The sequence below is a fragment of the Gordonia sp. CNJ-863 genome, assembly GCF_001942325.1.
GTDB lineage: Bacteria > Actinomycetota > Actinomycetes > Mycobacteriales > Mycobacteriaceae > Gordonia > Gordonia alkanivorans.
The window spans coordinates 235890-258792 of record NZ_MKKG01000044.1 but is presented as its reverse complement, the minus strand read 5'-3'; the positions used below and the strand labels follow the sequence as shown (position 1 = coordinate 258792).

The 22903-nt window shown below is 67.7% G+C and carries 16 protein-coding genes and 3 pseudogenes; 9 read left to right on the top strand and 10 right to left on the bottom strand.

Features of this window, described 5'->3' with window-relative positions; all coding sequences use genetic code 11:
• Positions 1 to 6 precede the first annotated feature (6 nt).
• Positions 7 to 3887, top strand: a pseudogene (locus BJF87_RS19515) (Pls/PosA family non-ribosomal peptide synthetase).
• Positions 3888 to 3902: 15 nt separating this feature from the next.
• Here the strand turns inward: BJF87_RS19515 and BJF87_RS19510 are convergent.
• Positions 3903 to 4484: an HdeD family acid-resistance protein gene (locus BJF87_RS19510; protein ID WP_035753790.1), complete on the bottom strand. Its 582-nt coding sequence runs from the start codon at positions 4482 to 4484 to the stop codon at positions 3903 to 3905.
• 89 nt (positions 4485 to 4573) lie between these two features.
• Here BJF87_RS19510 and BJF87_RS19505 point away from each other — a divergent pair, with 89 nt between their 5' ends.
• Positions 4574 to 5440, top strand: a complete 867-nt coding sequence (locus tag BJF87_RS19505) for an acyl-CoA thioesterase domain-containing protein (protein WP_006357127.1) — start codon at positions 4574 to 4576, stop codon at positions 5438 to 5440.
• A gap of 69 nt (positions 5441 to 5509) precedes the next feature.
• The gene (locus tag BJF87_RS19500) at positions 5510 to 6571 is read left to right on the top strand and encodes a DUF4185 domain-containing protein (protein ID WP_035753787.1); all 1062 of its coding nucleotides are present in this window, start codon (positions 5510 to 5512) and stop codon (positions 6569 to 6571) included.
• Positions 6572 to 6635: 64 nt separating this feature from the next.
• On the opposite strand, the gene BJF87_RS19495 is transcribed toward BJF87_RS19500, so the two are convergent.
• The 3 genes and pseudogenes from BJF87_RS19495 to BJF87_RS19485 all read right to left on the bottom strand — a co-directional run bounded on the left by BJF87_RS19495 (position 6636) and on the right by BJF87_RS19485 (position 9118).
• Positions 6636 to 7322: a DUF305 domain-containing protein gene (locus BJF87_RS19495; protein ID WP_006357125.1), complete on the bottom strand. Its 687-nt coding sequence runs from the start codon at positions 7320 to 7322 to the stop codon at positions 6636 to 6638.
• Positions 7323 to 7393: 71 nt separating this feature from the next.
• A complete protein-coding gene (locus BJF87_RS19490; RefSeq protein ID WP_052362759.1) occupies positions 7394 to 7753 on the bottom strand; it encodes a hypothetical protein in 360 nt (119 codons plus the stop codon).
• A gap of 88 nt (positions 7754 to 7841) precedes the next feature.
• Positions 7842 to 9118 (bottom strand): annotated as a pseudogene (locus tag BJF87_RS19485) (phosphatase PAP2 family protein).
• 248 nt (positions 9119 to 9366) lie between these two features.
• Between BJF87_RS19485 and BJF87_RS19480 the strand changes: the two are divergent.
• Positions 9367 to 9582, top strand: a complete 216-nt coding sequence (locus tag BJF87_RS19480; protein ID WP_005194730.1) for a hypothetical protein — start codon at positions 9367 to 9369, stop codon at positions 9580 to 9582.
• Positions 9583 to 9652: 70 nt separating this feature from the next.
• Positions 9653 to 10423, top strand: a complete 771-nt coding sequence (locus tag BJF87_RS19475; RefSeq protein WP_006357122.1) for a deoxyribonuclease IV — start codon at positions 9653 to 9655, stop codon at positions 10421 to 10423.
• Between the two features lie 8 nt (positions 10424 to 10431).
• Here BJF87_RS19475 and BJF87_RS19470 read toward each other — a convergent pair whose 3' ends face one another.
• Positions 10432 to 10947, bottom strand: a complete 516-nt coding sequence (locus tag BJF87_RS19470) for a hypothetical protein (protein WP_035753782.1) — start codon at positions 10945 to 10947, stop codon at positions 10432 to 10434.
• 308 nt (positions 10948 to 11255) lie between these two features.
• Between BJF87_RS19470 and BJF87_RS19465 the strand changes: the two genes are divergently transcribed.
• Both BJF87_RS19465 and BJF87_RS19460 read left to right on the top strand, forming a co-directional pair.
• Positions 11256 to 13091, top strand: coding sequence for an acyl-CoA dehydrogenase (locus BJF87_RS19465; protein ID WP_075863772.1), 1836 nt, complete (start codon positions 11256 to 11258; stop codon positions 13089 to 13091).
• 180 nt (positions 13092 to 13271) lie between these two features.
• On the top strand, positions 13272 to 14327 hold the full coding sequence (locus BJF87_RS19460) for a zinc-dependent alcohol dehydrogenase family protein (RefSeq protein WP_006357118.1): 1056 nt from the start codon (positions 13272 to 13274) through the stop codon (positions 14325 to 14327).
• A 72-nt stretch (positions 14328 to 14399) separates the two neighbouring features.
• On the opposite strand, the gene BJF87_RS19455 is transcribed toward BJF87_RS19460, so the two are convergent.
• The 3 genes and pseudogenes from BJF87_RS19455 to BJF87_RS19445 form a co-directional block, all read right to left on the bottom strand.
• Positions 14400 to 15179, bottom strand: coding sequence for an SDR family NAD(P)-dependent oxidoreductase (locus BJF87_RS19455; RefSeq protein WP_006357117.1), 780 nt, complete (start codon positions 15177 to 15179; stop codon positions 14400 to 14402).
• Positions 15180 to 15243: 64 nt separating this feature from the next.
• The gene (locus tag BJF87_RS19450; RefSeq protein ID WP_050918616.1) at positions 15244 to 16929 is read right to left on the bottom strand and encodes a VanW family protein; all 1686 of its coding nucleotides are present in this window, start codon (positions 16927 to 16929) and stop codon (positions 15244 to 15246) included.
• A gap of 287 nt (positions 16930 to 17216) precedes the next feature.
• Positions 17217 to 18529, bottom strand: a pseudogene (locus tag BJF87_RS19445) (acetyl-CoA C-acetyltransferase).
• A gap of 89 nt (positions 18530 to 18618) precedes the next feature.
• On the opposite strand from BJF87_RS19445, the gene BJF87_RS19440 reads away from it, so the two are divergent.
• The gene (locus tag BJF87_RS19440; RefSeq protein WP_075863741.1) at positions 18619 to 19983 is read left to right on the top strand and encodes a 3-oxoacyl-ACP reductase; all 1365 of its coding nucleotides are present in this window, start codon (positions 18619 to 18621) and stop codon (positions 19981 to 19983) included.
• On the top strand, positions 19983 to 20870 hold the full coding sequence (locus BJF87_RS19435; protein ID WP_006357113.1) for a MaoC/PaaZ C-terminal domain-containing protein: 888 nt from the start codon (positions 19983 to 19985) through the stop codon (positions 20868 to 20870). The genes BJF87_RS19440 and BJF87_RS19435 overlap by 1 nt, the downstream gene beginning before the upstream one ends.
• Positions 20871 to 20987: 117 nt before the next feature.
• Here BJF87_RS19435 and BJF87_RS19430 read toward each other — a convergent pair whose 3' ends face one another.
• Together BJF87_RS19430 and BJF87_RS19425 are read right to left on the bottom strand one after the other, a co-directional pair.
• Complete coding sequence (locus tag BJF87_RS19430) at positions 20988 to 21590, bottom strand: TetR/AcrR family transcriptional regulator (RefSeq protein WP_042375238.1); 603 nt, start codon at positions 21588 to 21590, stop codon at positions 20988 to 20990.
• Between the two features lie 99 nt (positions 21591 to 21689).
• Entirely contained in the window at positions 21690 to 22889 is a 1200-nt protein-coding gene (locus tag BJF87_RS19425) for a glycoside hydrolase family 3 N-terminal domain-containing protein (protein ID WP_075863740.1), read from the bottom strand.
• Positions 22890 to 22903 lie beyond the last annotated feature (14 nt).

Genomic DNA, 22903 nt, shown 5'->3' with positions numbered 1-22903 from the left:
GTGGCCGTGACGCAGGTACAGATCCTTCCGCAGTTCCTGCGGTCCGCGCAGGCAGGCGATCCGCGAACCCTGTGCGATGTCCTCACCGCGACCGCGCGTGCGCACCCCGATGCGCCCGCGATCGACGACGGCGACGTCACCCTCACCTACGGCCAGCTGCTGGCCTGATCCGCCGCACCGTCGCGCGTTTCGCCGAGGTCGGCGTCGGACACGGCAGCCGCGTCGGCATCCGGATGCCCTCCGGGTCGCGTGACCTCTACGTCGCCATCCTGGCCACCCTCTACGCCGGCGCCGCCTACGTCCCCGTCGACGCCGACGACCCCGATGAGCGCGCCGAACTCGTCTTCGGCGAGGCCGGTGTCGATGCGATCGTCGACGCCGACGGCCCTCGCCCGACGAAACCCGCCGCCGGGACGAGCACGGCCCCGGCACGGCCGACCCCTGCCGACGACGCGTGGATCATCTTCACCTCGGGCTCCACGGGAACGCCGAAGGGCGTGGCGGTCACGCACCGCAATGCGGCAGCCTTCGTCGACGCCGAGGCACACATGTTCCTCCCCGACGAGCCGATCGGACCCGGTGACCGGGTCCTGGCCGGGCTCTCGGTCGCCTTCGACGCCTCGTGCGAGGAGATGTGGCTGGCCTGGCGCAACGGCGCCTGCCTCGTCCCGGCGCCCCGATCGCTGGTGCGCAGCGGCATGGACCTGGGGCCGTGGCTGGTGGCCCGCGACATCACCGTCGTCTCCACCGTGCCGACCCTGGCCTCGCTGTGGCCACCGGAGGCCCTGGAAGCCGTGCGGCTGTTGATCTTCGGCGGCGAGGCCTGCCCGCCGGAACTCGCCGACCGCCTCGCCGTACCCGGTCGCGAGGTCTGGAACACCTACGGCCCCACCGAGGCGACCGTCGTCGCCTGCGCCGCCCCACTGGGCGGCCCCGGGCCGGTGCGCATCGGATTGCCCTTGCAGGGTTGGGATCTCGCGGTCGTCGACGCGGACGGCAACCCCGTCGCCGAGGGCGAGGTCGGCGAGTTGGTCATCGGCGGCGTCGGCCTGGCCCGCTACCTCGACCCGGCCAAGGACGCCGAGAAGTACGCACCGATGCCGGCCCTGGGCTGGGAACGCGCCTATCGCAGCGGAGATCTCGTGCGGCTCGACCCCGCGGGCCTGATCTTCATGGGCCGCGCCGACGACCAGGTGAAGGTCGGCGGTCGACGCATAGAACTCGGCGAGATCGACAACGCCCTGCAGAATCTGCCCGGCGTGAGCGGAGCTGCCGCCGCAGTCCGCAAGTCGGCGGCGGGCAACAGCCTGCTCGTCGGCTATCTGGTCTCCACCGACCCCGACTTCGACGCTTCGGCAGCACACGCCGAGCTCACCCGCCATCTGCCCGCCGCGATGGTCCCAACCCTCGCCGTCGTCGACGAACTGCCCACGCGCACTTCGGGAAAGGTTGATCGTGATGCGCTGCCCTGGCCTCTGCCGGGCAGCAGCAGACCAGTGGATGACGACGTCGAACTCGGCGAGACCGAGCTGTGGCTGGCCCAGTTGTGGACCGATGTGCTCGGCATCCGGATCACCCATCCCGACGTGGACTTCTTCGCGGAGGGCGGTGGTTCGCTCGCGGCCGCGCAGCTGGTGACCGCGATCCGTGGGCGCCACCCCGACATCTCGGTGGCCGACCTCTACGACCATCCGCGACTGGGATCGATGGCGGAGATGCTCGACGCGCGCCGACCGGCGACCAGCATCGTCGAACGCGATGTCGCACCCACGCCACGCGCGACGGGTCTCGCCCAGCTCGCGCTGACCGTTCCGCTGACTACCCTGACCGGTCTGCAGTGGGCGACCTGGCTCGGCGTGGTGAACAACCTGGGCGCCGTCGTGGCCGACCGGCTGGATCGTTCGGTCCCGTGGCTGGTCGAGGTGAACTGGTGGGTCCTGCTCGCGGCCTTCCTGCTCTTCATCACCCCGCCCGGCCGGATGTGCATCGCGGCGTTGGGCTCCCGCCTGCTCCTCGCCGGGGTCACACCGGGTGAGTACCCGCGCGGCGGCAACGTGCATGTGCGTCTGTGGGTGGCCGAACGGCTCCTCGACGCGAGCGGCGCGGCGAACCTGTCCGGTGCGCCGTGGATGATCTACCTCGCCCGGGCACTCGGGGCGCGGATCGGTGGCGACGTCGACCTGCATACGATCCCGCCGGTCACCGGTCTGCTGACGGTCGGTGAGGGCGCGTCGGTGGAGCCGGAGGTCGACCTCGCCGGCTGGTGGATCGACGGCGATGTGGTCCATATCGGGGAGATCGCCATCAAGCGCGGGGCGTCGATCGGTGCGCGCTCGACGCTCATGCCGGGGGCCGTCGTCGGACGCGACGCCGTCGTCGCACCCGGGTCGGCGGTGTTCGGCCGGGTGAAGGCGCGCCAGCACTGGGCCGGTTCACCCGCGGTCAAGGTCGGCAAGGCCATGCACCCATGGCCCGATCATCGGCCGCCACGCGCCCGCGCCTGGGTGCCGATATACGGGTTGTCGTCGCTGGTGCTGGCCGCGATCCCGCTGATCTCACTGGCCGCGGGACTCGCCGTCATCGGCCTGTGGGCCCTCTCCGCCGACCGGTTGCGCGACGTCGCGATCCGCGCCGTGATCCTCCTGCCGGCGGCGACCCTCACCAGTCTGGCCGTCTTCGCCGCGATCACCGCGGTGCTGGTGCGGCTGGCATCCCTGGGCCTGAGCACCGGCTACCACCCGGTGCGGTCACGCGTCGGCTGGCAGGTCTGGCTGACCGAACGCCTCCTCGACGCCGCCCGCACCTACCTGTTCCCGCTCTACGCGAGCCTGCTCACGCCGGTCTGGTTCCGCGTGTTGGGTGCCAAGGTCGGCAAGGGCACCGAGATCTCGACGGCACTGGTGCTGCCGCGCTTCACCACCATCGGCGACGGCGCCTTCCTCGCCGACGACACGATGGTCGCGTCGTACGAGCTCGGGGGCGGCTGGTTGCACATCGACGAGGCGAAGATCGGCAAACGCTCGTTCCTCGGCAATTCGGGGATGACCGGCCCGGGCCGCAAGGTGCCCAAGAACGGCCTGGTCGCCGTGCTGTCGGCGACGCCGAACCGAGCGAAGTCGGGGTCGAGCTGGCTCGGCAGTCCCCCGGTCCGCCTGCGCCGCACCGCCGCCGAGACCGACACCTCCCGCACCTTCGATCCGCCGACGAAGCTGAAGGTGGCACGTTCGGTCATCGAGACCCTCCGCCTCATCCCGGTGATGGTGTCCTTCGGGCTCGGCGTCGGCATGCTGATCGCATTGCAGTACGTCGCCGTCCACGTGCACTACGGCGTCACCGCGCTGGTCAGCGGACTACTGCTGCTCGGGGTCGGCGCCGTCGCGTGTGGCACCGCGGCCGCCGCGAAATGGCTTGTCGTCGGCCGCATCACCGTCAGCGAGCACCCGCTGTGGAGCTCCTTCGTCTGGCGCAACGAACTGTCCGACGCCTTCGTCGAGACCGTGGCCGCACCGTGGTTCGCCAACGCCGCCACCGGGACACCGATCCTCAACCTGTGGCTGCGCCTGCTCGGCGCCCGCATCGGACGTGGCGTGTGGTGCGAGACCTACTGGCTCCCCGAGGCCGACCTCGTCAGCCTCGGCGACGGCGCGACCGTCCAGCGCGGCTGCGTCGTCCAGACCCATCTGTTCCACGACCGCGTCATGGCCATCGACCGTGTCACCCTCGACGCCGGCGCGACGTTGGGGCCGCACTGCGTCGCGCTCCCGGCGTCGGGGCTGGGCGAATCGGCAACGGTCGGACCGGCATCGCTGGTCATGCGCGGCGACGTCGTACCCGCGCACACCCGCTGGCAGGGCAACCCCATCGCCCCATGGCCGACGGCGAGATAGGTCTCGCCGCTGCGGTCAGACCGCGGGCTCGGCCGGGGCCTCGACCTTCTTCGGGAGCGTCAGCAGCGTCGCGATGGACAGTGCGACAAGCATGATGCCGCCGACCCAGGCCAGGACCTGGAGCGAGAAGACCGGCAGGATGATCATCACGATGCCGGCGATCACCGAGATGATGCCGGAGAGGATCAGGAACCAGGTCGGGCTGTGGCCGGACTTGGTGACCGCGCCGTAGAGGTCGGCGACGCCCTGGAAGATCCAGCCGATGCCGATGAAGACCGCGAGCAGCCAGACCGCGTCACCGGGGCTGAAGAGCGCGATGATGCCCGCGAGCAGCACGATCACGCCGACCACACCGAGCAGGGCACGGACGCCCGTACTCAGGAACGACGCCGCGAAGGCCTGGTAGATGCGGAAGATGCCGGCGATGATCAGCGAGATCGCGAACAGGATCGCGACCACGACGATGGTCGGGCCGGGCCAGATGATGGCAACGATGCCGAGCACGATGCCGACGATCGAGGTGATGATCAGGGCCGTCCGGACGGCGCCGATCAGTTCATCAGGGAAATGCTTCGTGTACGCCGTCGCGAAAGTCATGGTCGAAGGTTATCGCCCGGAGGGCCGTGACACGCTGTCCTTGAGGGCCCGTGGCACAAACTGATACTCGTACCGGTAGTAAGTATCGAATGACCTCCATCGCGTTCTTCGAGAGGGCCGGCGACCCGTCCGGCGAGATCAGGTACCGCCCGACCACCTTCGCCGCGAGTCTCTGGGCCCCGGGAACCCTCAACGGTCCGGCGGTGTGCGCGCTCGCCGCTCGGGCGGTCGAGGTGGAATTCGGCACGGAAGAGTTCCTGCCCGCCCGGTGCACGATCGATCTGTTCAAGGCCGCCCGAGACGTTCTCACCTCGACCCGGACGCGGCTCATCCGTTCCGGCGGGCGAATCCGCGTCGTCGACGTGGAAATCGTCCAGCATCCCGACGGCGCCGACGAGGTGGTGGTGGCACGCGGGACGACGGTGTTCCTGCGAACGTCGACCAACCCTCCGGGTGAGCGGTGGCACCGGCCGCCGGAGATGGTCACCTTTCATCCGCCGGCGACCACCGGCGATGACCTCGCACCGCGATTCGCCTCCGACGCGCCGGACGGCGGCCTCGGCGAGTGGCAGCGGGACATGTCGGGTCACCAGAACGGTCACCGCAAGCGGATCTGGACCCGCGCGGCCCCGATCGTGCCGGGCGAGGAGCCGACGCCGTTCCAGCGTGCGGTGGTCAGCGCCGAGTCGGCGAGCCTCATCTCGAACTGGGGTAGTACCGGGATCGGCTTCATCAACTGCGATCTCACCGTTGCGCTGAGCCGCCTGCCCCACGGTGAGCGGATCGGTGTCGAGGCGGACATCCACATCGAGGACGACGGGGTCTCGGTCAGCAACGCCGGTCTCTACGACGCCGACGGCATGTTCGGGACGGCGCTCGTCACGGCGGTCAACAACGCCGCCGCCCAGATCGACTTCACCACTGTGGACACCTCCGAGCGCTACCGCGAAGCATGAGGAAGAACCTGTATTTAACCAGGCAAATTACTTCCCACAGGGCTCTCAGGTCTTGATATGGTCACGCCCATGACACGACGCCTTCATCGGCTTCTCCTGGGTCTCGTCGTCTCGACCCTCGCGCTTGCCCTGACGTCCACGCTGGCCTCGCCGGCGCAGGCCACGAACGCCGCGGGCCCGGCGACCATCGTCAACCGCCTCACCGGCCCGTTCGCCATGAACGACACCGTCGGCCGCCACAACATCGTGGGCACCGATCTGGGCGTCATGTGGGACAACGGACGTGGCGAGATTCTCACCGCCTTCGGCGACACCCAGTCGTTCAACGGCTGGTCACTGCTGTACGGCGAGCTGTACTACTGGCGGTCCAACGTCCTGTTGCGCAGCACCGACCGCAACCTGGCCGACGGCATGACGTTCACCTCGCACGCCGGCCGTCCCGGGCACGCCAAGCGGCTACTGAAGCCGAACGTCCGTCGCGAGGTCACCATCATCCCGACCGCAGGTGTCGCCGCCAACGGCAAGCAGTACATGACCGTCATGTCGGTCAAACGGTGGGATTCGCCGGGCATCTGGACGACCAACTGGTCGGGCCTGGTGGTGTCCGACGACAACGGCGAGAACTGGCGTGCGCTCGACGCCTTCCGCCCCAACGGCGGTGGCAACAAGAAGTTCCAGATGGGCGCCTTCCTGAAGGTCGGCAAGACCGTCTACCACTACGGCACCCCCGACGGCCGCTGGGGCGGCGTGTACCTGGCCCGGGTCGACGAGAAGGACATCGAGAACCTCGGCAAGTGGGACTACTTCTCCTACGGCCGCTGGGTCCGCAACAACCCCGGCGCCGCCACCCCGGTGATGGGCGCGCCGACCGGCGAGATGTCTGTCGCGTGGAACGACTATCTCGGCAAGTACATCTCGCTGGCCAGCCAGGACATCGGCGTGACCCTCCGGACCGCCGACAAGCCCTGGGGTCCGTGGACTTCGGGTGAGCTCGTGGCGCCGTCCGCCGACCCGTACACCGGCTATGCGCCGTACATCCACCCGTGGTCGAAGGGCAGCACCCTGTACTTCACGTACTCGATCTCGATCGGCTACCAGGTCTACCTGATGAGGTTGCCGCTCAAGCGATGACGCTCGAGAGATGTGGGGCGGTTCGGAGATCTCCTCCGAACCGCCCCACCTCGCTTTCATGCCGTCAGTTCTGGCCCAGCATCGCCCGCATCTGGTCGATCTCGGCCTGCTGCGTCGTCGTGACCTGTGTGGCAAGGGCTCTGGTCGCCGGGTCGGTACCGTTGGCCAGCACCTCGTCGGCCATCGCGATGGCACCCTCGTGGTGCCGGATCATGCCCTCGAGCCACAGTCGGTCGAACTCGCCACCGCTGGCCTGACGGAGCGCCGCCATCTGCTCGGCGGACATCATTCCCGGCATGTCCCCGTGACCCATGTTCCCGTGGCCCATGTTCCCGTGGCCCATGTCCCCGTCGTCGTCCATGTGTCCGGCCACCGGCACCCCCCACGACTTCAAACGCGCTGTCATCTGGTCGATCTCGTCGTCCTGTGCGTCCTCGATGGTGTCGGCGAGAGTGATCAGTTCGCGGTTCTGCGTCCGGCCTTCGACGAGGTCGGCCATCATCACCGCCTGCCGGTGGTGGGGGATCATCTCGGTGGTGAACTCGACGTCCGCGTCGTTGTGCTTCGCGGCGGGCGACTGGCCCGGCGCAGACGCGTCCGCCGGGGACGAGGTCGCGGGGCGGTCTGCGGTGGTGGTTCCGGAAGGCGACTCGTCGGATGAACACCCGGCGAGGGCCAGGGCGAGCGCGGCGCCGACGGCGGTTCCGACCGCAACGCGGCGTCGAATATTGGCATTGTGCTGTACAGACATTGGATTTCCTTGCTGCTGAGGGTTTTCGGATACGACGACATGGCGGACCCGAAAGGTCCGCAGACGTCTCCTCAGCAGCGGACCACCTGCAACTGCAGGTGGGTTCGGATCGCCCACGGGGGCGGACGCCCCAGGACGACGATGCCCCGGCGAGCCGGACGGTACAGCCCGGCCACCGACAAGGACAGGAATGCCCAGATCAGTAGTACGAGGACCACGGGCGGGATGTCGATGCCGGCGGCGCGGGTGAACACACACGCGTGGTCATGGTCGCCGCAGTCCTCACCGGACATCGACGGGTGTTCGCCCATCACTGCGGCTGGTGTCATCGCCGAACCCGTCGACGGCGAGTGGTGACCGGCAGGGTCGAAGTGGGCGTCGGGATGGCTGGACGCCGTGGCCGGACCCGCGATCACGGTGTGCATGAGCATCACCGCGAGCGCGAGAGGAACTATCAGCCCCCGGAACCAGATGGCGGCCCGGGGCCCAGGCCGGCTCACCTCTCCCAGGCTAGCGAGGTCATGACGCGGGCGTCGAGACCTTCTCCGCGTCCGGGTCCTCGCTGTCGGATTCGACCTCGGCGGCTTCGGCTTCCGCCTCGGCGGCCAGACGCTTCTGCCGCGGGATCAGGTACTTCCGGTCGATGATCCGGTACGCCGCGATCACGCCCGCGGCGAGACCCCACCCGAGCAGGATGTCGAAGATGTAGTGCTCGGCGGTGTAGATGAGGGCGAAGGCCATCGCGAGCGCGTAGCCCATGAAGAGCGTTTTTCCGAGCGCCTTGACCCGTGGCCACATGAAGAGTGCCAGCAACATGGTGAGACCGGCATGCAGGGACGGGATGGCGGCGACGAGATTGGACTTGCCCTGTCCGAGCGTGACGAGCTGCGACGCCATGCTGATGTTCAGGTAGTTCCAGCCACGCGCGGAGATCCGCTCGACGTACGGCTCGGCGTCGGGGTACGCATTGTCCAGGGGTCCGAGGAGACCTCCCTGATCGTCGGCCTCCGTCGAGTACATGCAGATCGGATCGCGGGGGTAGTCCTGCACCTCGACCGCGGTGCACCGCGCCGCCGCCCACGGCGGTGCGCCGGGGACGAGGGTGTAGCCGACCAGCGCGAGAAATGTGGTCGCCACGAAGCAGGCCGCGTAACGGCGCCAGGCCGTGCGGTCCTTGAGCCACAGCCAGGCCGCCACCGCGTACGGGACGATGAAGTACGACATGTAGACGATGCTGACGATGACCTCCCACCACGGAGGATTCGCCTGCTTGAGCTGCTCCTGCAGCCACGCGGTCGGGGTGATGTCGCCACCCATGAGCCATTTGTCGAAATCGATCGCCAGGTGCCAGTGAGTCGCATGCCGACGATCTGGGCGATGTTGCGCGTCCAGTCGTAGAGGATCAGGATCAGCGCGAACGGCGCCCAGTCGAGGATGATCGTGATGAACTTGCGGCGCCCGATGCTCGCCGCCGCCAGTCCGAGGCAGAGCAGGATGATGAGCCGCGTGCGGTCCCACGCCAGACCCTCGAGGTAGATGTGCACTGCCATCACCAGGAACCAGGCCGTGACCGCGATGCGCCGGACCATGGTCAGGTCGCGACGGTTCTCCGGGTGGGCTTCCATCTCGGCGGCAGCGGCCAGGTCGTCGAAGACCGGCGCCATCTCGGGCGGGTCGACGTCTGATCCTGCGCTCGACCGGTCAGACTTCGACAGCGTCACCTCCGCCGAGGTCGTGTCATCAGGCTCCTGGCCCTCACCGCGCTCCGAGGACTTACCCGGCCGCGGGAAGCCCACCGACTCGTCAACACTCACCCGACACAATCCCGCCCGTCACGCCCCTCAGGGCACCCACGCTCGTAACCTGCCGTCAGTGTAGTGGCCATGTCCGATTGGTGAGCCACCGCTGCACAGCACGTGCGGGCTGGTCGTCGCGGCCACCGTGATCACCCGCGCCGACGACCCGTTTCGACGGATTCACGTCCACTGGGCGTGTCGTGGATCACACTGAAGACCTGCAATGCCCCATCCCAGAGGAGGTCTCGGTGCCCAATCGCTACCTGCGCTACGGCGACCAGCGCTACATCATCACCAAGGAGGCGGAGGCTCGACTGAATCGCACCCTCGATGCGGTGTACTCCGACGGGACCCGCGGCCATGAGTGGCTGAATCTGTATCACGACAGCGCGGCCCCCTGCCGTCTGCTGATCGCAGCCGGTGTGCCGATCACGATCGAGACGGAGCCGGCGCCTGGCGAGTGACCCGACGCGCCGAGCGAGCCGACCCCGGGCATCGGCGGTGCCGCCCGGAGGCGGCCACTATCGTTGACCCATGCGCATCGGAGCACACCTTCGCGAGGACACCGACCCACTGGTCACCGCCGCCGAACTCGGCATCGACGTCTTCCAGATGTTCGTCACCGATCCGCAGAGCTGGAAGAAGCCGCAACCGAATCCTCATGCGGCCGCGATCCGCGAATCCGACATCGACGTCGTCGTGCACTCCAGCTATCAGATCAACGTCGCGAGCCTGAACAACCGGCTGCGCATGCCGTCGCGCAAGGCCGTCGAACAGCAGGCCGCCGCGGCCGCCGAACTCGGCGCCTTCGGCCTCGTCGTACACGGTGGTCATCTGCGTGACGGCGAGGCGTCGGCCGAGGGATTCGCCAACTGGCGCAAGCTCTTCGACCGCCAGGTCGACAAGGGCGGCTTCGGGGTGCCGATCCTGATCGAGAACACCGCCGGCGGCGACCACGCGATGGCACGCACCCTCGAGTCCATCGACCGGCTGTGGGAAGCAGTCGGCGACTTCGAGCAGGCCGGCTTCTGTCTCGACACCTGCCACGCCTGGGCCGGCGGGGAGGATCTCGTCGGACTGGTCGAGCGCGTCAAGGAGATCACCGGACGCATCGACCTGGTGCACCTCAACAACTCTCGCGACGAGTTCGACTCCGGCCGCGACCGTCACGCCAACCTGGCGTCGGGTCAGATCGACCCCGAGATACTCGCCGCCGTGGCCAAGGCCGCCGACGCACCGGTGATCCTGGAGACACCCGCCGAGGGCATCCCCGAAGACCTCGAGTACCTGCGCTCAGCGCTGTAGGGCGTCTGTCACGACAGGTTCCAGCCGGGAGCCGGCGGAGTCACCGGATACGCGGCGACGTTCATGACCACCGTCCCGTCGCAGGGCCCGCCGTCGATCGTGGTTCGCCACACGCCTTTCAGCGTGCCGTCGCCCTGTGGGGCGTACGTGGCGACCGACGTCGCCGGTCGCCACACCTTGGGCACACCCGCGCCCTGCCAGCAATCCCATTGCCAGTCGTAGCGGTGCACCCACGATCCCGCCTCCCAGGTGTAGCGAGGCGGTTGCGGGAGCGTCGGGTTCGCGGGTTTCGGCCCGTCGATCACCGTCGCCACGCACGTACCGCCGTCGCATGAGGTCGTGAAGGTGTAGTCGTCGGAGAAGTCCGGCTCCGCCTGCCTCGCCGCGAGGCTGGTGCCCGTCTTCGACGCCGCGAACCGCTTGAGCGAGTACACCCCGTTCCACGCGGGATCGGCGGCGTGCGCCGGAGCGGCGCTCACCATCGGTGCCAGTCCGACAGCGACGACCGCTGCCACGAAGGTCATGATCCGAATTCTGGTCCCGCGTCGTGTGCGCATGTCCGATTGGACCGCATCCGGCCCTCACCTGCAGCGGTTGTCGGAATTGTCGTGGGACTTAGTCCGTCCTGCCGCCGGAGGAGATCACATAAACGGCGATTGATCCCCTGGCGATATGGGTCTATATTGGGGGTTACCGGCGAGTAACTTAGCTCGAACCGAGACAGCTACACCACGCCCGGCCGGTACCCACTTCAACCGAGTTGGGGTCGGACCGGGACCTGGAAGACAACACCGTCATCACGCATACGGCCACACCAGAGAAGGAATTCACCATGGGCCATTACAAGAGCAACATCCGCGACCTGCAGTTCAACCTGTTCGAGCTGTTCGAGCTCGACAAGGTGCTGGAGTCGGGCGACTTCGGCGATCTCGACCACGAGACCGCCGTCGACATGCTCCGCGAGGTCAAGGCACTCGCCGAGGGCCCCATCGCCGAATCCTTCGTCGACGCCGACCGCAACCCGCCGGTCTTCGACCCGGAGACCCACAGTGTCACCATCCCGGAGAGCTTCAAGAAGTCCTACAACGCCCTCGTCGAAGGCGGCTGGGACAAGATCGGCATCCATGAGGAGCTCGGTGGCCTCCCCGCCCCGCGTTCGCTGTACTGGGCCATCGGCGAGATGATCCTCGGGGCCAACCCGCCGGTGTTCATGTACGCCGCCGGCGCCGGGTTCTCCGAGATCTTCTACAACAACGGCACCGACGAGCAGAAGAAGTGGGCCACCATCTGCGCCGAGCGCGGCTGGGGCGCCACCATGGTCCTCACCGAGCCGGACGCCGGTTCGGACGTGGGCGCCGGCCGCACCAAGGCCACCCAGCAGGAGGACGGCTCCTGGCACATCGACGGTGTGAAGCGCTTCATCACCTCGGCCGACCAGGACATGACCGAGAACATCTTCCACCTGGTGCTCGCCCGCCCCGAGGGCGCCGGCCCGGGCACCAAGGGCCTGTCGCTGTTCTTCGTGCCGAAGTTCCACTTCGACTTCGAGACCGGTGAACTCGGCGAGCGCAACGGCGTCTTCGTCACCAACGTCGAGCACAAGATGGGCATCAAGGCGTCGGCCACCTGTGAGGTCACCTTCGGTCAGCACGGCATCCCCGCCAAGGGCTGGCTCGTCGGCGAGGTCCACAAGGGCATCGCCCAGATGTTCGAGGTCATCGAGCACGCTCGAATGATGGTGGGCACCAAGGCCATCTCGACCCTGTCGACCGGCTACCTGAACGCGCTCGAGTACGCCAAGGAGCGCATCCAGGGTGCCGACATGACCCAGATGACCGACAAGGCCGCACCGCGCGTGTCGATCACCCACCACCCGGACGTGCGTCGTTCGCTCATGACCCAGAAGGCCTACGCCGAGGGCCTGCGTGCGGTCTACCTCTACACCGCGTCGCACCAGGACGTCGCCGCCGCGAAGATCGTCTCCGGCGCCGACGCCGAGATGGCCGCTCGCGTCAACGATCTGCTGCTCCCGATCGTCAAGGGTGTCGGTTCCGAGCGCGCCTACGGCACCCTCGGCCACGAGTCCCTGCAGACCCTCGGTGGTTCCGGCTTCCTGCAGGACTACCCGATCGAGCAGTACATCCGTGACTCGAAGATCGACTCGCTCTACGAGGGCACCACTGCCATCCAGGCGCAGGACTTCTTCTTCCGCAAGATCATCCGCGACAAGGGCCAGGCGCTGGCACACGTCGCCGGCCAGATCCAGAGCTTCATCGACTCCGAGGCCGGCAACGGTCGCCTGAAGTCCGAGCGCGCCCTGCTGAAGACCGCCCTCGAAGACGTGCAGGCAATGGCCGCCTCCCTGACCGGCAGCCTCATGGCCGCCCAGGAGAACTCGGCCGAGCTGTACAAGGTCGGCCTCGGTTCGGTCCGCTTCCTGATGTCCGTCGGCGACCTGATGATCGGCTGGCTGCTCCTGCGCCAGGCCGAGATCGCCCTCGCCGCACTCGACAACGGCGCATCGGACAGCGACAAGGCCTTCTACGAGGGCAAGGTCGCCGTGGCGAGCTTCTTCGCCAAGAACATGCTGCCGCTTCTCACCGCCGTCCGTGTCACCGTCGAGAACGTCGACAACGACATCATGGAGCTCGACGAAGCGGCCTTCTGACAGCACACCCACCCTTGATCGGTAAACCCACCGCCTTGCGAGGCGGTGGGTTTACTGATCTGTGGTGGGTTTCCGGTTGCGGTCGCATCTCAATACGAGATGCTCCGGGCGAGTCCCGTCGATGTTTCCTAGCCTCGGGAAGGGAACCACAGGCAGTCGGGGACAACTCGAGGGAGAGCCATGAAGGCACTCGTCTTTCACGGACCGGGCAAGAAGAGCTGGGACGACGTACCCGATCCCAAGATCCTCCAACCCACCGACGTCATCGTGAAGATGGACGCCACCACCATCTGCGGCACCGATCTGCACATCCTCAAAGGTGATGTCCCCGCGGTCGAGAAGGGGCGAATCCTCGGCCACGAGGGCGTCGGGACGATCACCGAGATCGGCCCTGCGGTAACCACTCTCGCAGTCGGCGACCAGGTGATCCTGTCGTGCATATCGGCCTGCGGCAAGTGCGACTTCTGTAAGCAGGGAGTGCACTCACACTGCCTCGGTGACGAGGGGGCGTCGGGTATCGGCTGGATCTTCGGACACCTCATCGACGGCACCCAGGCCGAGCTCGTACGAGTCCCCTACGCCGAGACCTCGGTCTACAAACTGCCGTCGGGCGTCACGCCCGAGCAGGGCGTCGTCCTCAGCGACATCCTGCCGACCGGGCATGAGATCGGTATCCGTTACGGCAACGTCAAACCCGGTGACGTGGTGGCCGTCGTCGGAGCCGGACCGGTGGGTCTCGCGACGATCGCGACGTCGGGACTCTACGGACCGAGCCGCGTGATCGCGATCGACATCGACCCCAACCGCATCGAGCAGGCCAAGTCCTTCGGCGCGACCGACGGCGTCGTGTCGTCGGATGCCGATTGGAAGGACCAGGTCCTCGCGATGACGGACGGGCTCGGCGTCGACGTCGCGATCGAGGCGGTGGGCATCCCGCAGACCTTCCAGATGTGTCTGGATGTCGTCCGGCCCGCGGGTCATGTCGCCAACGTCGGCGTGCACGGCGCCCCGGTGGAGTTCGCTCTCCAGGATCTGTGGATCTCCAACATCAACGTCTCGATGGGCCTGGTGAACACCGACACGCTCGGCGTCCTGCTCAAGCTGGTCGCGCAGCGTCGGATCGACCCCGACCTGTTCATCAGCCACCGTTTCGCCCTCGGCGACATCATGGAGGCCTACGACGTCTTCGGCCGGGCCGCGGAGACCAAGGCACTCAAGGTGGTCCTACAGGCCTGAGTAACCCACGAACGGCCGAACCCACCACCCCGCGGGGCAGTGGGTTCGGCGAGTGGTGATGTGTGCTGGTGACTACTTCGGAGGCATCCGGATGCCGCCGTCGACGCGGATCACTTCAGCGTTCATGTAGCTGTTGGTGACCAGCTCGACGACCATCGAGGCCAGCTCGTCGGGAGCACCCAGACGGTGCGGGAACAGGACCGACTCGCCCAGCTTCGCCTTGAACGCCTCGGCGGCCTCGCCCTCGCCGTAGATCGGGGTGTCGATCAGGCCGGGGGCGATGGTGTTGACGCGGATGCCGACCGCCGCCAGGTCACGCGCGACCGGCAGGGTCATGCCGACGACGCCGCCCTTGGACGAGGAGTACGACGCCTGACCGATCTGGCCGTCGAAGGCGGCGACGCTGGCCATGTTGACGATCGCGCCGCGCTCGCCGTGGGCGTCGAGCGGCTCGTTGCGGCTCATCGCGGTGGCGGCGAGACGGATGAAGTCGAAGGTGCCGATCAGGTTGATCGCGATGACCTTCTTGTAGGCGTCCAGGTTGTGCGCCGAACCGAACTCCCCGTCGCGGCCGATGGTGCGCTGTGCCCAGCCGATGCCGGCCGAGTTGACCAGGGCACGCAGCGGGCCGAGTTCGGTGGCCGCGTTGATGGCGGCTTCGATCTGTTCGGTCGAGGTGACGTCGACGCTGACGAAGACACCGCCGATCTCCTTGGCAAGCTCCTCCCCCTTGTCGGCGTTCAGGTCGGCGACGACGACCTTCGCACCCTTGGCCGCCAGCTGGCGAGCCGCAGCTGCGCCGATCCCCGACGCCCCACCCGTGACGATTGCACTAGCTCCATTGATATCCACGACTCGGAGCCTATCGAGCGTTCTATCGCTCGGTAAAGACCCCGCGCGAAACACTCCGATCGGTCTACACGCACTTCACGTTCGGCTCGGGTGCGTACCGCACGGTGCGGGTGTACCGGTTGATCTCACGGCCGGTCCTCGCGTCGCGGATGATCCGCGTGTTCGACGTCGTGAAGCCCTTGCTGCCGCTGCTCGCAATGCAGTCGTCGCCCTTGGGGAGCTTGATCCGTTCCGGTTCGGTGGGGTCGGTCCGCTCGCCGGTGATCGACTCGACCTCGAATGCCTTGGTGCCCCACAACCTCACGGTCACCGCGGACGGCGACCAACCGGTCTCGATGAGCACCCCGTGCCGGGTGTTGTTGCGGAACTTCAGGTCGATGGCGCCTTCGAAGACGGTGGCCTCCCGGGCCTCCGGATAGCGCGAGATGTAATACGCGTGCTCGGTGTGGTCGACGTCCTCGAGACCCGCGAAGTACGCGGCGTTGTAGAGGGTGGTCGCGAACTGGGAGATGCCGCCGCCGACGGCCGTCGCGGCGCGGCCGTTGTTGATGATCGTCGAGTCGACGTAACCCTCGGCCGTGCCTCGCGGACCCGTGTGGCCGTTGAGCGAGAAGACCTTGCCGGGCAGGACCAACGCGCCGTCGACCTCGGCCGCGACGAGGCGGATGTTCTCACCGGAGGCACTCGAGAAGCCGTCGGTGGTGTACTCGCTGATCAGTTCGCGCACACCGAGTTTGCGGGCGGCGTCGGTGGTGAGCTTGGGGTCGACATCGTCGTAGACGACATCGGCGGTACGGTTGCCACCGGCTGCGGTCGCCGTCGTGGCGAGCGCCTGAAGTGTCTTGTCCCAGTTGATCTTCGAACCGGTGATCGCGGGCACGACGGTCGGGCGGCCACTGGCGAGGCTGAATGTCGCACTGACGGCGGGGCGTTGGGACGGATCGAGATCGGGGCCGAGAGACTCGCGCGCTTTCTTGACGTCGACGTGCGGGGTGAGACCGCCCTTTCCGTCGGGCACGAAGGTCAGCATCGCCCCGATGTCGCCTGCCGGAACCTCGACCGTGCGCTTGCGCCGGTCGATGAGCTTCACCGACCCCGACGTCGCGCGGTCGGCGGGGCCGGCCACGGTGGCGGCGACGACCTCCGAGGTCACGGTCGGCGAGAACGGTTCCATCGGCATGTCGATCGGCGTGCCGTCGAGCCAGTGGTCGACGAGCACGACGGCGGCGGCCTGGCGGGCGACGCGCTCACCCGGTGCCGGCTCGTCGCCGACCGGCGTGGCGCCGTCGTAGTGGACTCCACCCTCGACCGCGGCCTTCTCCAGCGACCTGCGGTGGGCGTCGAGGGCCTTGTTCATGGCGGCGGGATCGATCGTCACGACGGGCTCGACGTCGAGGTCACGACCGAAGAGCGACAGGAAGCGCGTGAGCGGGTTGCGCGGCTGTTCGAGAAGACGTGCGCGGGTCGCGTCCGCGTCGAAGGTCAGCCCCAGTTCGGTCGGCGCGACCTCGGCCGAGCCCTCGGGGGTGCGCAGGACGACCGGCTGCGTGGAGCGGGCGGTCAGCTCGTCGATGACGGGGTTCAGCTTGGCGGCGTGGCGGTTGCCCGCCGAGATCCCGCCGACGACGGCTCCGCGTGCGGAGTGATCGCGGGTGGCGACGAAGTCGATGGAGAGGGCGAGCGCCAAAATGATGACGACGACGACCGCAGCGCGTACCGCGTGGCGTGCTCGCCGGGCGCTCGTGGTCACAACTCCATCCATCACGGCTGACTACCTGGGCCAGTCGGGGTGGTGGCCGCAGAACTCATACCCCAGAAATGTAGGTGCCCCGGCTGAGCTGTCGGGTCGGGGGTCTGACAGCTCTGCCGAGCTGTCTTCATGTTTACGCTACTTTTCGGCCGATGACACGTTCGGGGCCACGTTTCGTCCAAACATGTGACGAAGGACCCCATTCGGGGTGCCAAAAGGAGACGGATCGAGCGATTCGTCGCTCGATCCGTCCCCTCTGCTCGGTCCGGACCGTGCCGGACGAGGGATCAGCCCTCGATGATCGCGGTGACGCCCTGGCCGCCGGCGGCACAGATCGAGATCAGCGCGCGACCGCCGCCGTTCTCCTTGATCTGCTTCGCCGCCTGCGCGACGATGCGGCCGCCGGTCGCGGCGAACGGGTGACCCGCGGCGAGCGAGGAGCCGTTGACGTTGAGCTTGGACCGGTCGATGGGTCCGAGCGCCGAGTCGAGGCCCAGTCGCTCCTTGCAGTACTCCTCGGACTCCCACGCCTGCAGCGTCGCGAGCACCACCGACGCGAACGCCTCGTGGATCTCGTAGAAGTCGAAGTCCTGCAGGGTGAGACCGTTGCGGGCCAGCAGGCGCGGCACGGCGTAGGTCGGGGCCATGAGCAGGCCGTCGGGTCCGTTCACGTAGTCGACTGCAGCGGTCTCGCTGTCGACGAAGTACGCGAGCACCGGAAGACCGCGCTCGGCGGCCCACTCGTCGCTGCCCAGCAGCACGGTCGACGCACCGTCGGTGAGCGGGGTCGAGTTGCCCGCGGTCATGGTCGCGTCGCCGAGGGAGACACCGAAGACGGGCTTGAGCTTGGCGAGCTTCTCCGCGGTCGAATCGCCGCGCAGGTTCTGGTCGCGCGTCAGACCCATGAACGGGGTGATCAGGTCGTCGAAGAAGCCGTCGTCGTAGGCGGCCGCCATGTTCTGGTGGCTGCGTGCGGCGAGCTCGTCCTGGTCGGCGCGCTTGATGCCGAATTCCTTGGCGGTGATGGCGGCGTGCTCGCCCATCGACATCCCGGTGCGCGGCTCGCCGTTCTGCGGGATCTCGATCCCGAGCTTGGTGAGCAGCTTCGCGGCGCCGAGGATCTGGTCCTTGGTGGAGCGGGCGCGGTTGACCTCGAGCAGCTGGCGACGCAGGCCCTCGCCCACGGCGATCGGGGCGTCGGAGGTGGTGTCGACGCCGCCACCGATCGCGGCGTCGTAGCGGCCCCGTGCGATGCCGTCGGCGACGGTCGTGATGGCCTGCAGACCGGTGCCGCACGCCTGCTGGATGTCGAAGGCGGGGGTGTAGGGCGACAGGGCCGAGCCCAGCACCGATTCGCGGATGAGATTGAAGTCACGGGCGTGCTTGAGCACGGCGCCGCCGGCGACCATGCCGAGCTGCTCACCCTGCAGGTTGAAGCGACTCACCAGCCGTCGAGAGCGGCGGTGAACATCTCCTGATTGCTGACCTTGGCATATGCCTTGTCCTGGCGGGCAAACGGAATGCGGTTGCCGCCGAGGATCGCCACCGGGCGCTCGGTGCGGGTCTCGGGCTTCTTCGGGGTGGTGCTGTTCTCTGCCACGTCGATCTCCAGGGTCGTGTGCGGTATCTATAGCGTATTCTTACTCAAGAGTAAGTTCCTTGTCGAACGACAGTCAGAGGAGATCCAACATGGCCGCCAACGGAACAACTGGCCTGTACTCGAGCTTCGTCCATTCCGGCCCGGGCGCATTCATCGCCAAGCAGGCCGGGCTCCCCGTCCCGCCGCCCCTGCGGCGTTACAAGGCGTCGGAGCCGCCGCTGCCGGGTCCGGTGCTGCTCGGAGGTTCGGGACGCCTCGTCGAACCGCTCCGGGAGATGCTCTCGGGCGACGACTACGACCTCATCCAGAACGCCCTGACCGGCCGCAGCGCCGACAAGTACGGCGGCCTGGTCTTCGACGCCACCGGCATCACCTCCCCGGCCGAGTTGCGTCAGTTGTTCGAGTTCTTCCAGCCGGCCATGCGCTCGACCGCGCCGTGCGCTCGCTTCCTCGTCATCGGCACCACGCCGGAGCTGGTGACCGACCCGTCCGAGCGCGTCGCACAGCGTGCTCTCGAGGGCTTCACCCGCTCGCTCGGTAAAGAGCTACTCAAGGGCTCCACCGTCCAGCTCGTGTACGTCTCGCCCGACGCCAAGACCGGTCTGAGCGGCCTGGAATCGACCGTACGCTTCGTGCTGTCGGCCAAGTCCGCTTTCGTCGACGCACAGGTCATCCGCGTCGGGTCGGCCGACGCGATCGCGCCGAAGGACTGGGATCGTCCGCTCGAGGGCAAGGTCGCCGTGGTGACCGGTGCCGCCCGCGGCATCGGCGCCACCATCGCCGAGGTGCTCGCGCGCGACGGCGCCCACGTCATCGCCGCCGACGTCCCGCAGGCCGGTGACGCGTTGTCGGAGACGGCCAACAAGGTCGGCGGCACCGCCTTCCCGCTGGACGTGACCGCACCCGACGCCGGCGACAAGCTCGCCGAGCACGCCCTCGAGCGGCACGGCGGCATCGACATCATCGTCAACAACGCCGGCATCACCCGCGACAAGCTGCTCGCCAACATGGACGACGCCCGCTGGGACGCCGTCATCGCGGTGAACCTCATCGCTCCGCAGACCCTCGTCGAGAAGCTGCTGGACAAGGGTGCGCTCCATGAGGGCGGCGCGGTCATCGACGTCTCGTCGATCGCCGGGATCGCCGGTAACCGCGGCCAGACCAACTACGGCGCATCGAAGGCCGGTGTCATCGGCCTGGTCGACGCCTACGCGCCGATCCTGGGCGAGAAGGGCATCACCATCAACGCCGTCGCCCCCGGCTTCATCGAGACCAAGATGACCGCGGCGATCCCGCTGGCCACCCGCGAGGCCGGTCGCCTGATGAGCTCGCTGCAGCAGGGCGGCCAGACCGTCGACGTCGCCGAGACCGTCGCCTACTTCGCCAACCCGGCGAGCAGCGCCATCACCGGCAACGTGGTCCGCGTCTGCGGCCAGGGATTCCTGGGTGCGTGATGGGTAAGACGATCACTCTTCCCGGCGCCCCCGGCACCGGCGAGCTGTACGGCAAGGCCGTCACCGGGATGCTGCCGGGCGTCGGCAAGCCGGCCCGCGTCCCGGCCGACGCGCCGCTGCCCGACACTCACTACCGGCTCGAGGGCGTCCGCGTCGATCCCGCTGCGCTGCAGGCGTACTGCCATGCAACCGGTCAGCGCTTCGGCGCCACTCTGCCGGTGACGTACCCGTTCGTGCTGCAGTTCCCGGTGGTCATGAAGCTGCTGACGTCGGACGAGTTCCCGTTCGGTGCAATCGGTTCGGTCCACATGACGAACAAGATCGAGCGGAAGCGTCCGATCGAGGTCGGCGAGCCGCTGTCCATCGAGACCCACGCGGAGAACCTGCGGGAGCACCGCAAGGGCATCCTCGTCGACGTCATCAGCGAGATCAGCGTCGGCACCGAACTGGTGACCACACAGACCGCGACTTTCCTCAAGCAGCAGCGGACCAGCCTGTCCGACGAGCCGCGCGGTCCCGAACCGAAGTCGAAGACCCCGCCGCCGCCGGATTCGGTTCTGTCCGTGGACCTGGGACGCATCCGCGAGTACGCCGCCGCATCGGGCGACCGCAACCCGATCCACATGGCGAACCTGACCGCCAAGGCCTTCGGCTTCCCCAAGGCGATCGCCCACGGGATGTGGAGCGCCGCAGCGGCAATCGCAAACGTCGAGGCCCAGCTGCCCGGCGCGGTCACCTACGACGTCAAGTTCGGCAAGCCGATCCTGCTGCCCGCCAAGGTGAACCTCTACACCCGCCGCATCGACGGCGAGGGCAACTTCGACATCGCGATCCGCGACCGTCGCAAGGGATTCCCGCACCTCACCGCGACGACGCGGAAGGGCTGAGGGCTTTTCGCTCACCGTTTCCGTTCCCGCTCACACCATTCGCGTGAGCGGGAACGGATCGCGTGAGCGGGAACGGATCGAGTGAGCGACCCTTCGATACGCTCGCGAGCTCGCTGCTCAGATGTCGGTACCGACACCCTTCAGGCCGCGCCAGGCGATGCCGACGAGCATGTTGGTGGCCTTGTCGAGGTCGACGTCGCCCTCGGTGATGCGGTCGGCGACCGCCTCGCACGCGCCGACGATGGCGACAGCGGTGAGTTCGAAGTCGATGTCGCCGGCGGTCTCGACGGTCGTGCCGGCCTTGATGAGCGCCGCGACCATCTCGGTCACCCGCTGGCGACTGTCGGAGACGATGCCGGCGAAGCTCGCGGTCCCGATCGCGACGCGGTACAGCACGCGCCACGACTCTCGGTTCTCGTGCACGAAGCGGAGGAACTCGCGGATGACGGTGACGGCCTGCTCGCGCTGGGTGAGTGACGGGTCGAAACCGACGCTCATCGCGTCGATGAACAGTCCGGACTCACGGGCGATGCAGGCGCTGAACAGCTCCTCCTTGGAGCCGTAGTACAGGTACAGCATCGGCTTGGAGATCTGCGCCTCGGACGCGATGGCGTCCATCGAGGTCTCACGGAAACCGTTCTGCGAGAACACCTTCACGGCGGCGTCGAGCATCTGCTGCTCCCGCACTGCACGCGGCAGGCGCTTGGTTCCGCCCGACATGGCCGCCTCCATCCTCACTGTCGTGTCCGAAGGACCATACCCAATAAACTTACCAATCGGTAAGTTTAACGTTCGCTCGGGCCGCCCACGACAGATTACTCAGCAGGTGATGACGCCTTTCGACCGGAGGATGCGTGTCACCTTCGCATCGAGGCGCGCGGGTGCGAGGCGTCCGCGTTTCACCGCGGTCTCGAGGTTGTCGAGGACCGACGGGACGCGGTCGGTGGAAAGCCACAGCGCGACGTCGCCACCCGCGAGGATGAACTTCTCGACCGCCTGCTCGATCGGGTAGCGCTGACTGATCGCCGCCATGCCCGACAGGTCGTCGGAGTAGATCACGCCGTTGTACCGCGGACCGTTGTAACCCTCACCCGTCCGCAGCATCTGGATGGCCGGCCGACTGATGGACGACGGCAGGCCCTCGGTCAGACCGGGCACGATGAGGTGGCCGACCATGACGCCCGCTGGACCCGGGTCGCGCAGCAGCTTGCGGAAGGGCACGAGGTCACTGTTCTGCAGTTCGGCGAGCGACGGCACCGTCACCACGCCGAGGTGCGAATCGCCCGAGCCGTGGCCGTGGCCGGGAAAGTGCTTGTACACCGGCGTGATTCCGGCCTCGGCGAGGCCGGCGGCGTAGGCGGCCGCGTACTCGGTGACAACCGCCGGGTCGTTGCTGAACGAGCGATCGCCGATGACCTCGTTGTCGGATTCGTCGCTGACGTCGGCCACGGGCGCGAAGTCGACGGTCACGCCGAGCTTCTTGAGCTGACGACCGACGCCGGCGGCGATCTCCTTCACCTGGGCGGGCGTCTTGGTCTGCGCCAGTTCACGCGGCGAGGCGTGGTCGATGCCGAGCGCCGACAGCCGCGACACCCGACCGCCCTCCTGGTCGACGGTGACCATCAGCGGGATCGACGAGTTCTGCGAGATCCGTGATGCCGCACCACTCGTCAGGATCGCCTTGTCGGTCCAGCTCCCGACGAAGATCCCGCCGATCTGCTCGTCCTCCACGATCTGCTGCGCGTCGCCGGCGCCCGTGACACCCACGACGATCAGCTGGGCCAGCTTCTGCCGCAGCGTGAGCTTCGCGAGTTGTTCCGCGCCACAAGCGTTTGCGACAGGAGTGGTCGTCGCGACCACCGACGACGGGGACGCCGTGGGCGAGCTGTACGCGGACGGTGTGGGCGGCGCGGATTCGGGCGTCGACGAATCACAGGCGACGAGACCGAGACCCAATGCCGCGACCGTCGCAGTCGTCAGCGCGTTCCGAAGCCAGCGAGGTCGTCGAGTTGGGCCCATGGCTCGAGTCTGGC

Bases quoted from the DNA above. Each gene is read 5' to 3' on its own strand.
- BJF87_RS19470 (WP_035753782.1), bottom strand. From the start codon at position 10,947: ATGACCTTCGTGGCAGCGGTCGTCGCTGTCGGACTGGCACCGATGGTG.
- BJF87_RS19440 (WP_075863741.1), top strand. From the start codon at position 18,619: ATGGCCGCCAACGGAACAACTGGCCTGTACTCGAGCTTCGTCCATTCC.
- BJF87_RS19505 (WP_006357127.1), top strand. From the start codon at position 4,574: ATGACCTCCATCGCGTTCTTCGAGAGGGCCGGCGACCCGTCCGGCGAG.
- BJF87_RS19465 (WP_075863772.1), top strand. From the start codon at position 11,256: ATGGGCCATTACAAGAGCAACATCCGCGACCTGCAGTTCAACCTGTTC.
- BJF87_RS19435 (WP_006357113.1), top strand. From the start codon at position 19,983: ATGGGTAAGACGATCACTCTTCCCGGCGCCCCCGGCACCGGCGAGCTG.
- BJF87_RS19425 (WP_075863740.1), bottom strand. From the start codon at position 22,889: ATGGGCCCAACTCGACGACCTCGCTGGCTTCGGAACGCGCTGACGACT.
- BJF87_RS19495 (WP_006357125.1), bottom strand. From the start codon at position 7,322: ATGTCTGTACAGCACAATGCCAATATTCGACGCCGCGTTGCGGTCGGA.
- BJF87_RS19510 (WP_035753790.1), bottom strand. From the start codon at position 4,484: ATGACTTTCGCGACGGCGTACACGAAGCATTTCCCTGATGAACTGATC.
- BJF87_RS19500 (WP_035753787.1), top strand. From the start codon at position 5,510: ATGACACGACGCCTTCATCGGCTTCTCCTGGGTCTCGTCGTCTCGACC.
- BJF87_RS19475 (WP_006357122.1), top strand. From the start codon at position 9,653: ATGCGCATCGGAGCACACCTTCGCGAGGACACCGACCCACTGGTCACC.
- BJF87_RS19430 (WP_042375238.1), bottom strand. From the start codon at position 21,590: ATGTCGGGCGGAACCAAGCGCCTGCCGCGTGCAGTGCGGGAGCAGCAG.
- BJF87_RS19490 (WP_052362759.1), bottom strand. From the start codon at position 7,753: ATGCTCATGCACACCGTGATCGCGGGTCCGGCCACGGCGTCCAGCCAT.
- BJF87_RS19460 (WP_006357118.1), top strand. From the start codon at position 13,272: ATGAAGGCACTCGTCTTTCACGGACCGGGCAAGAAGAGCTGGGACGAC.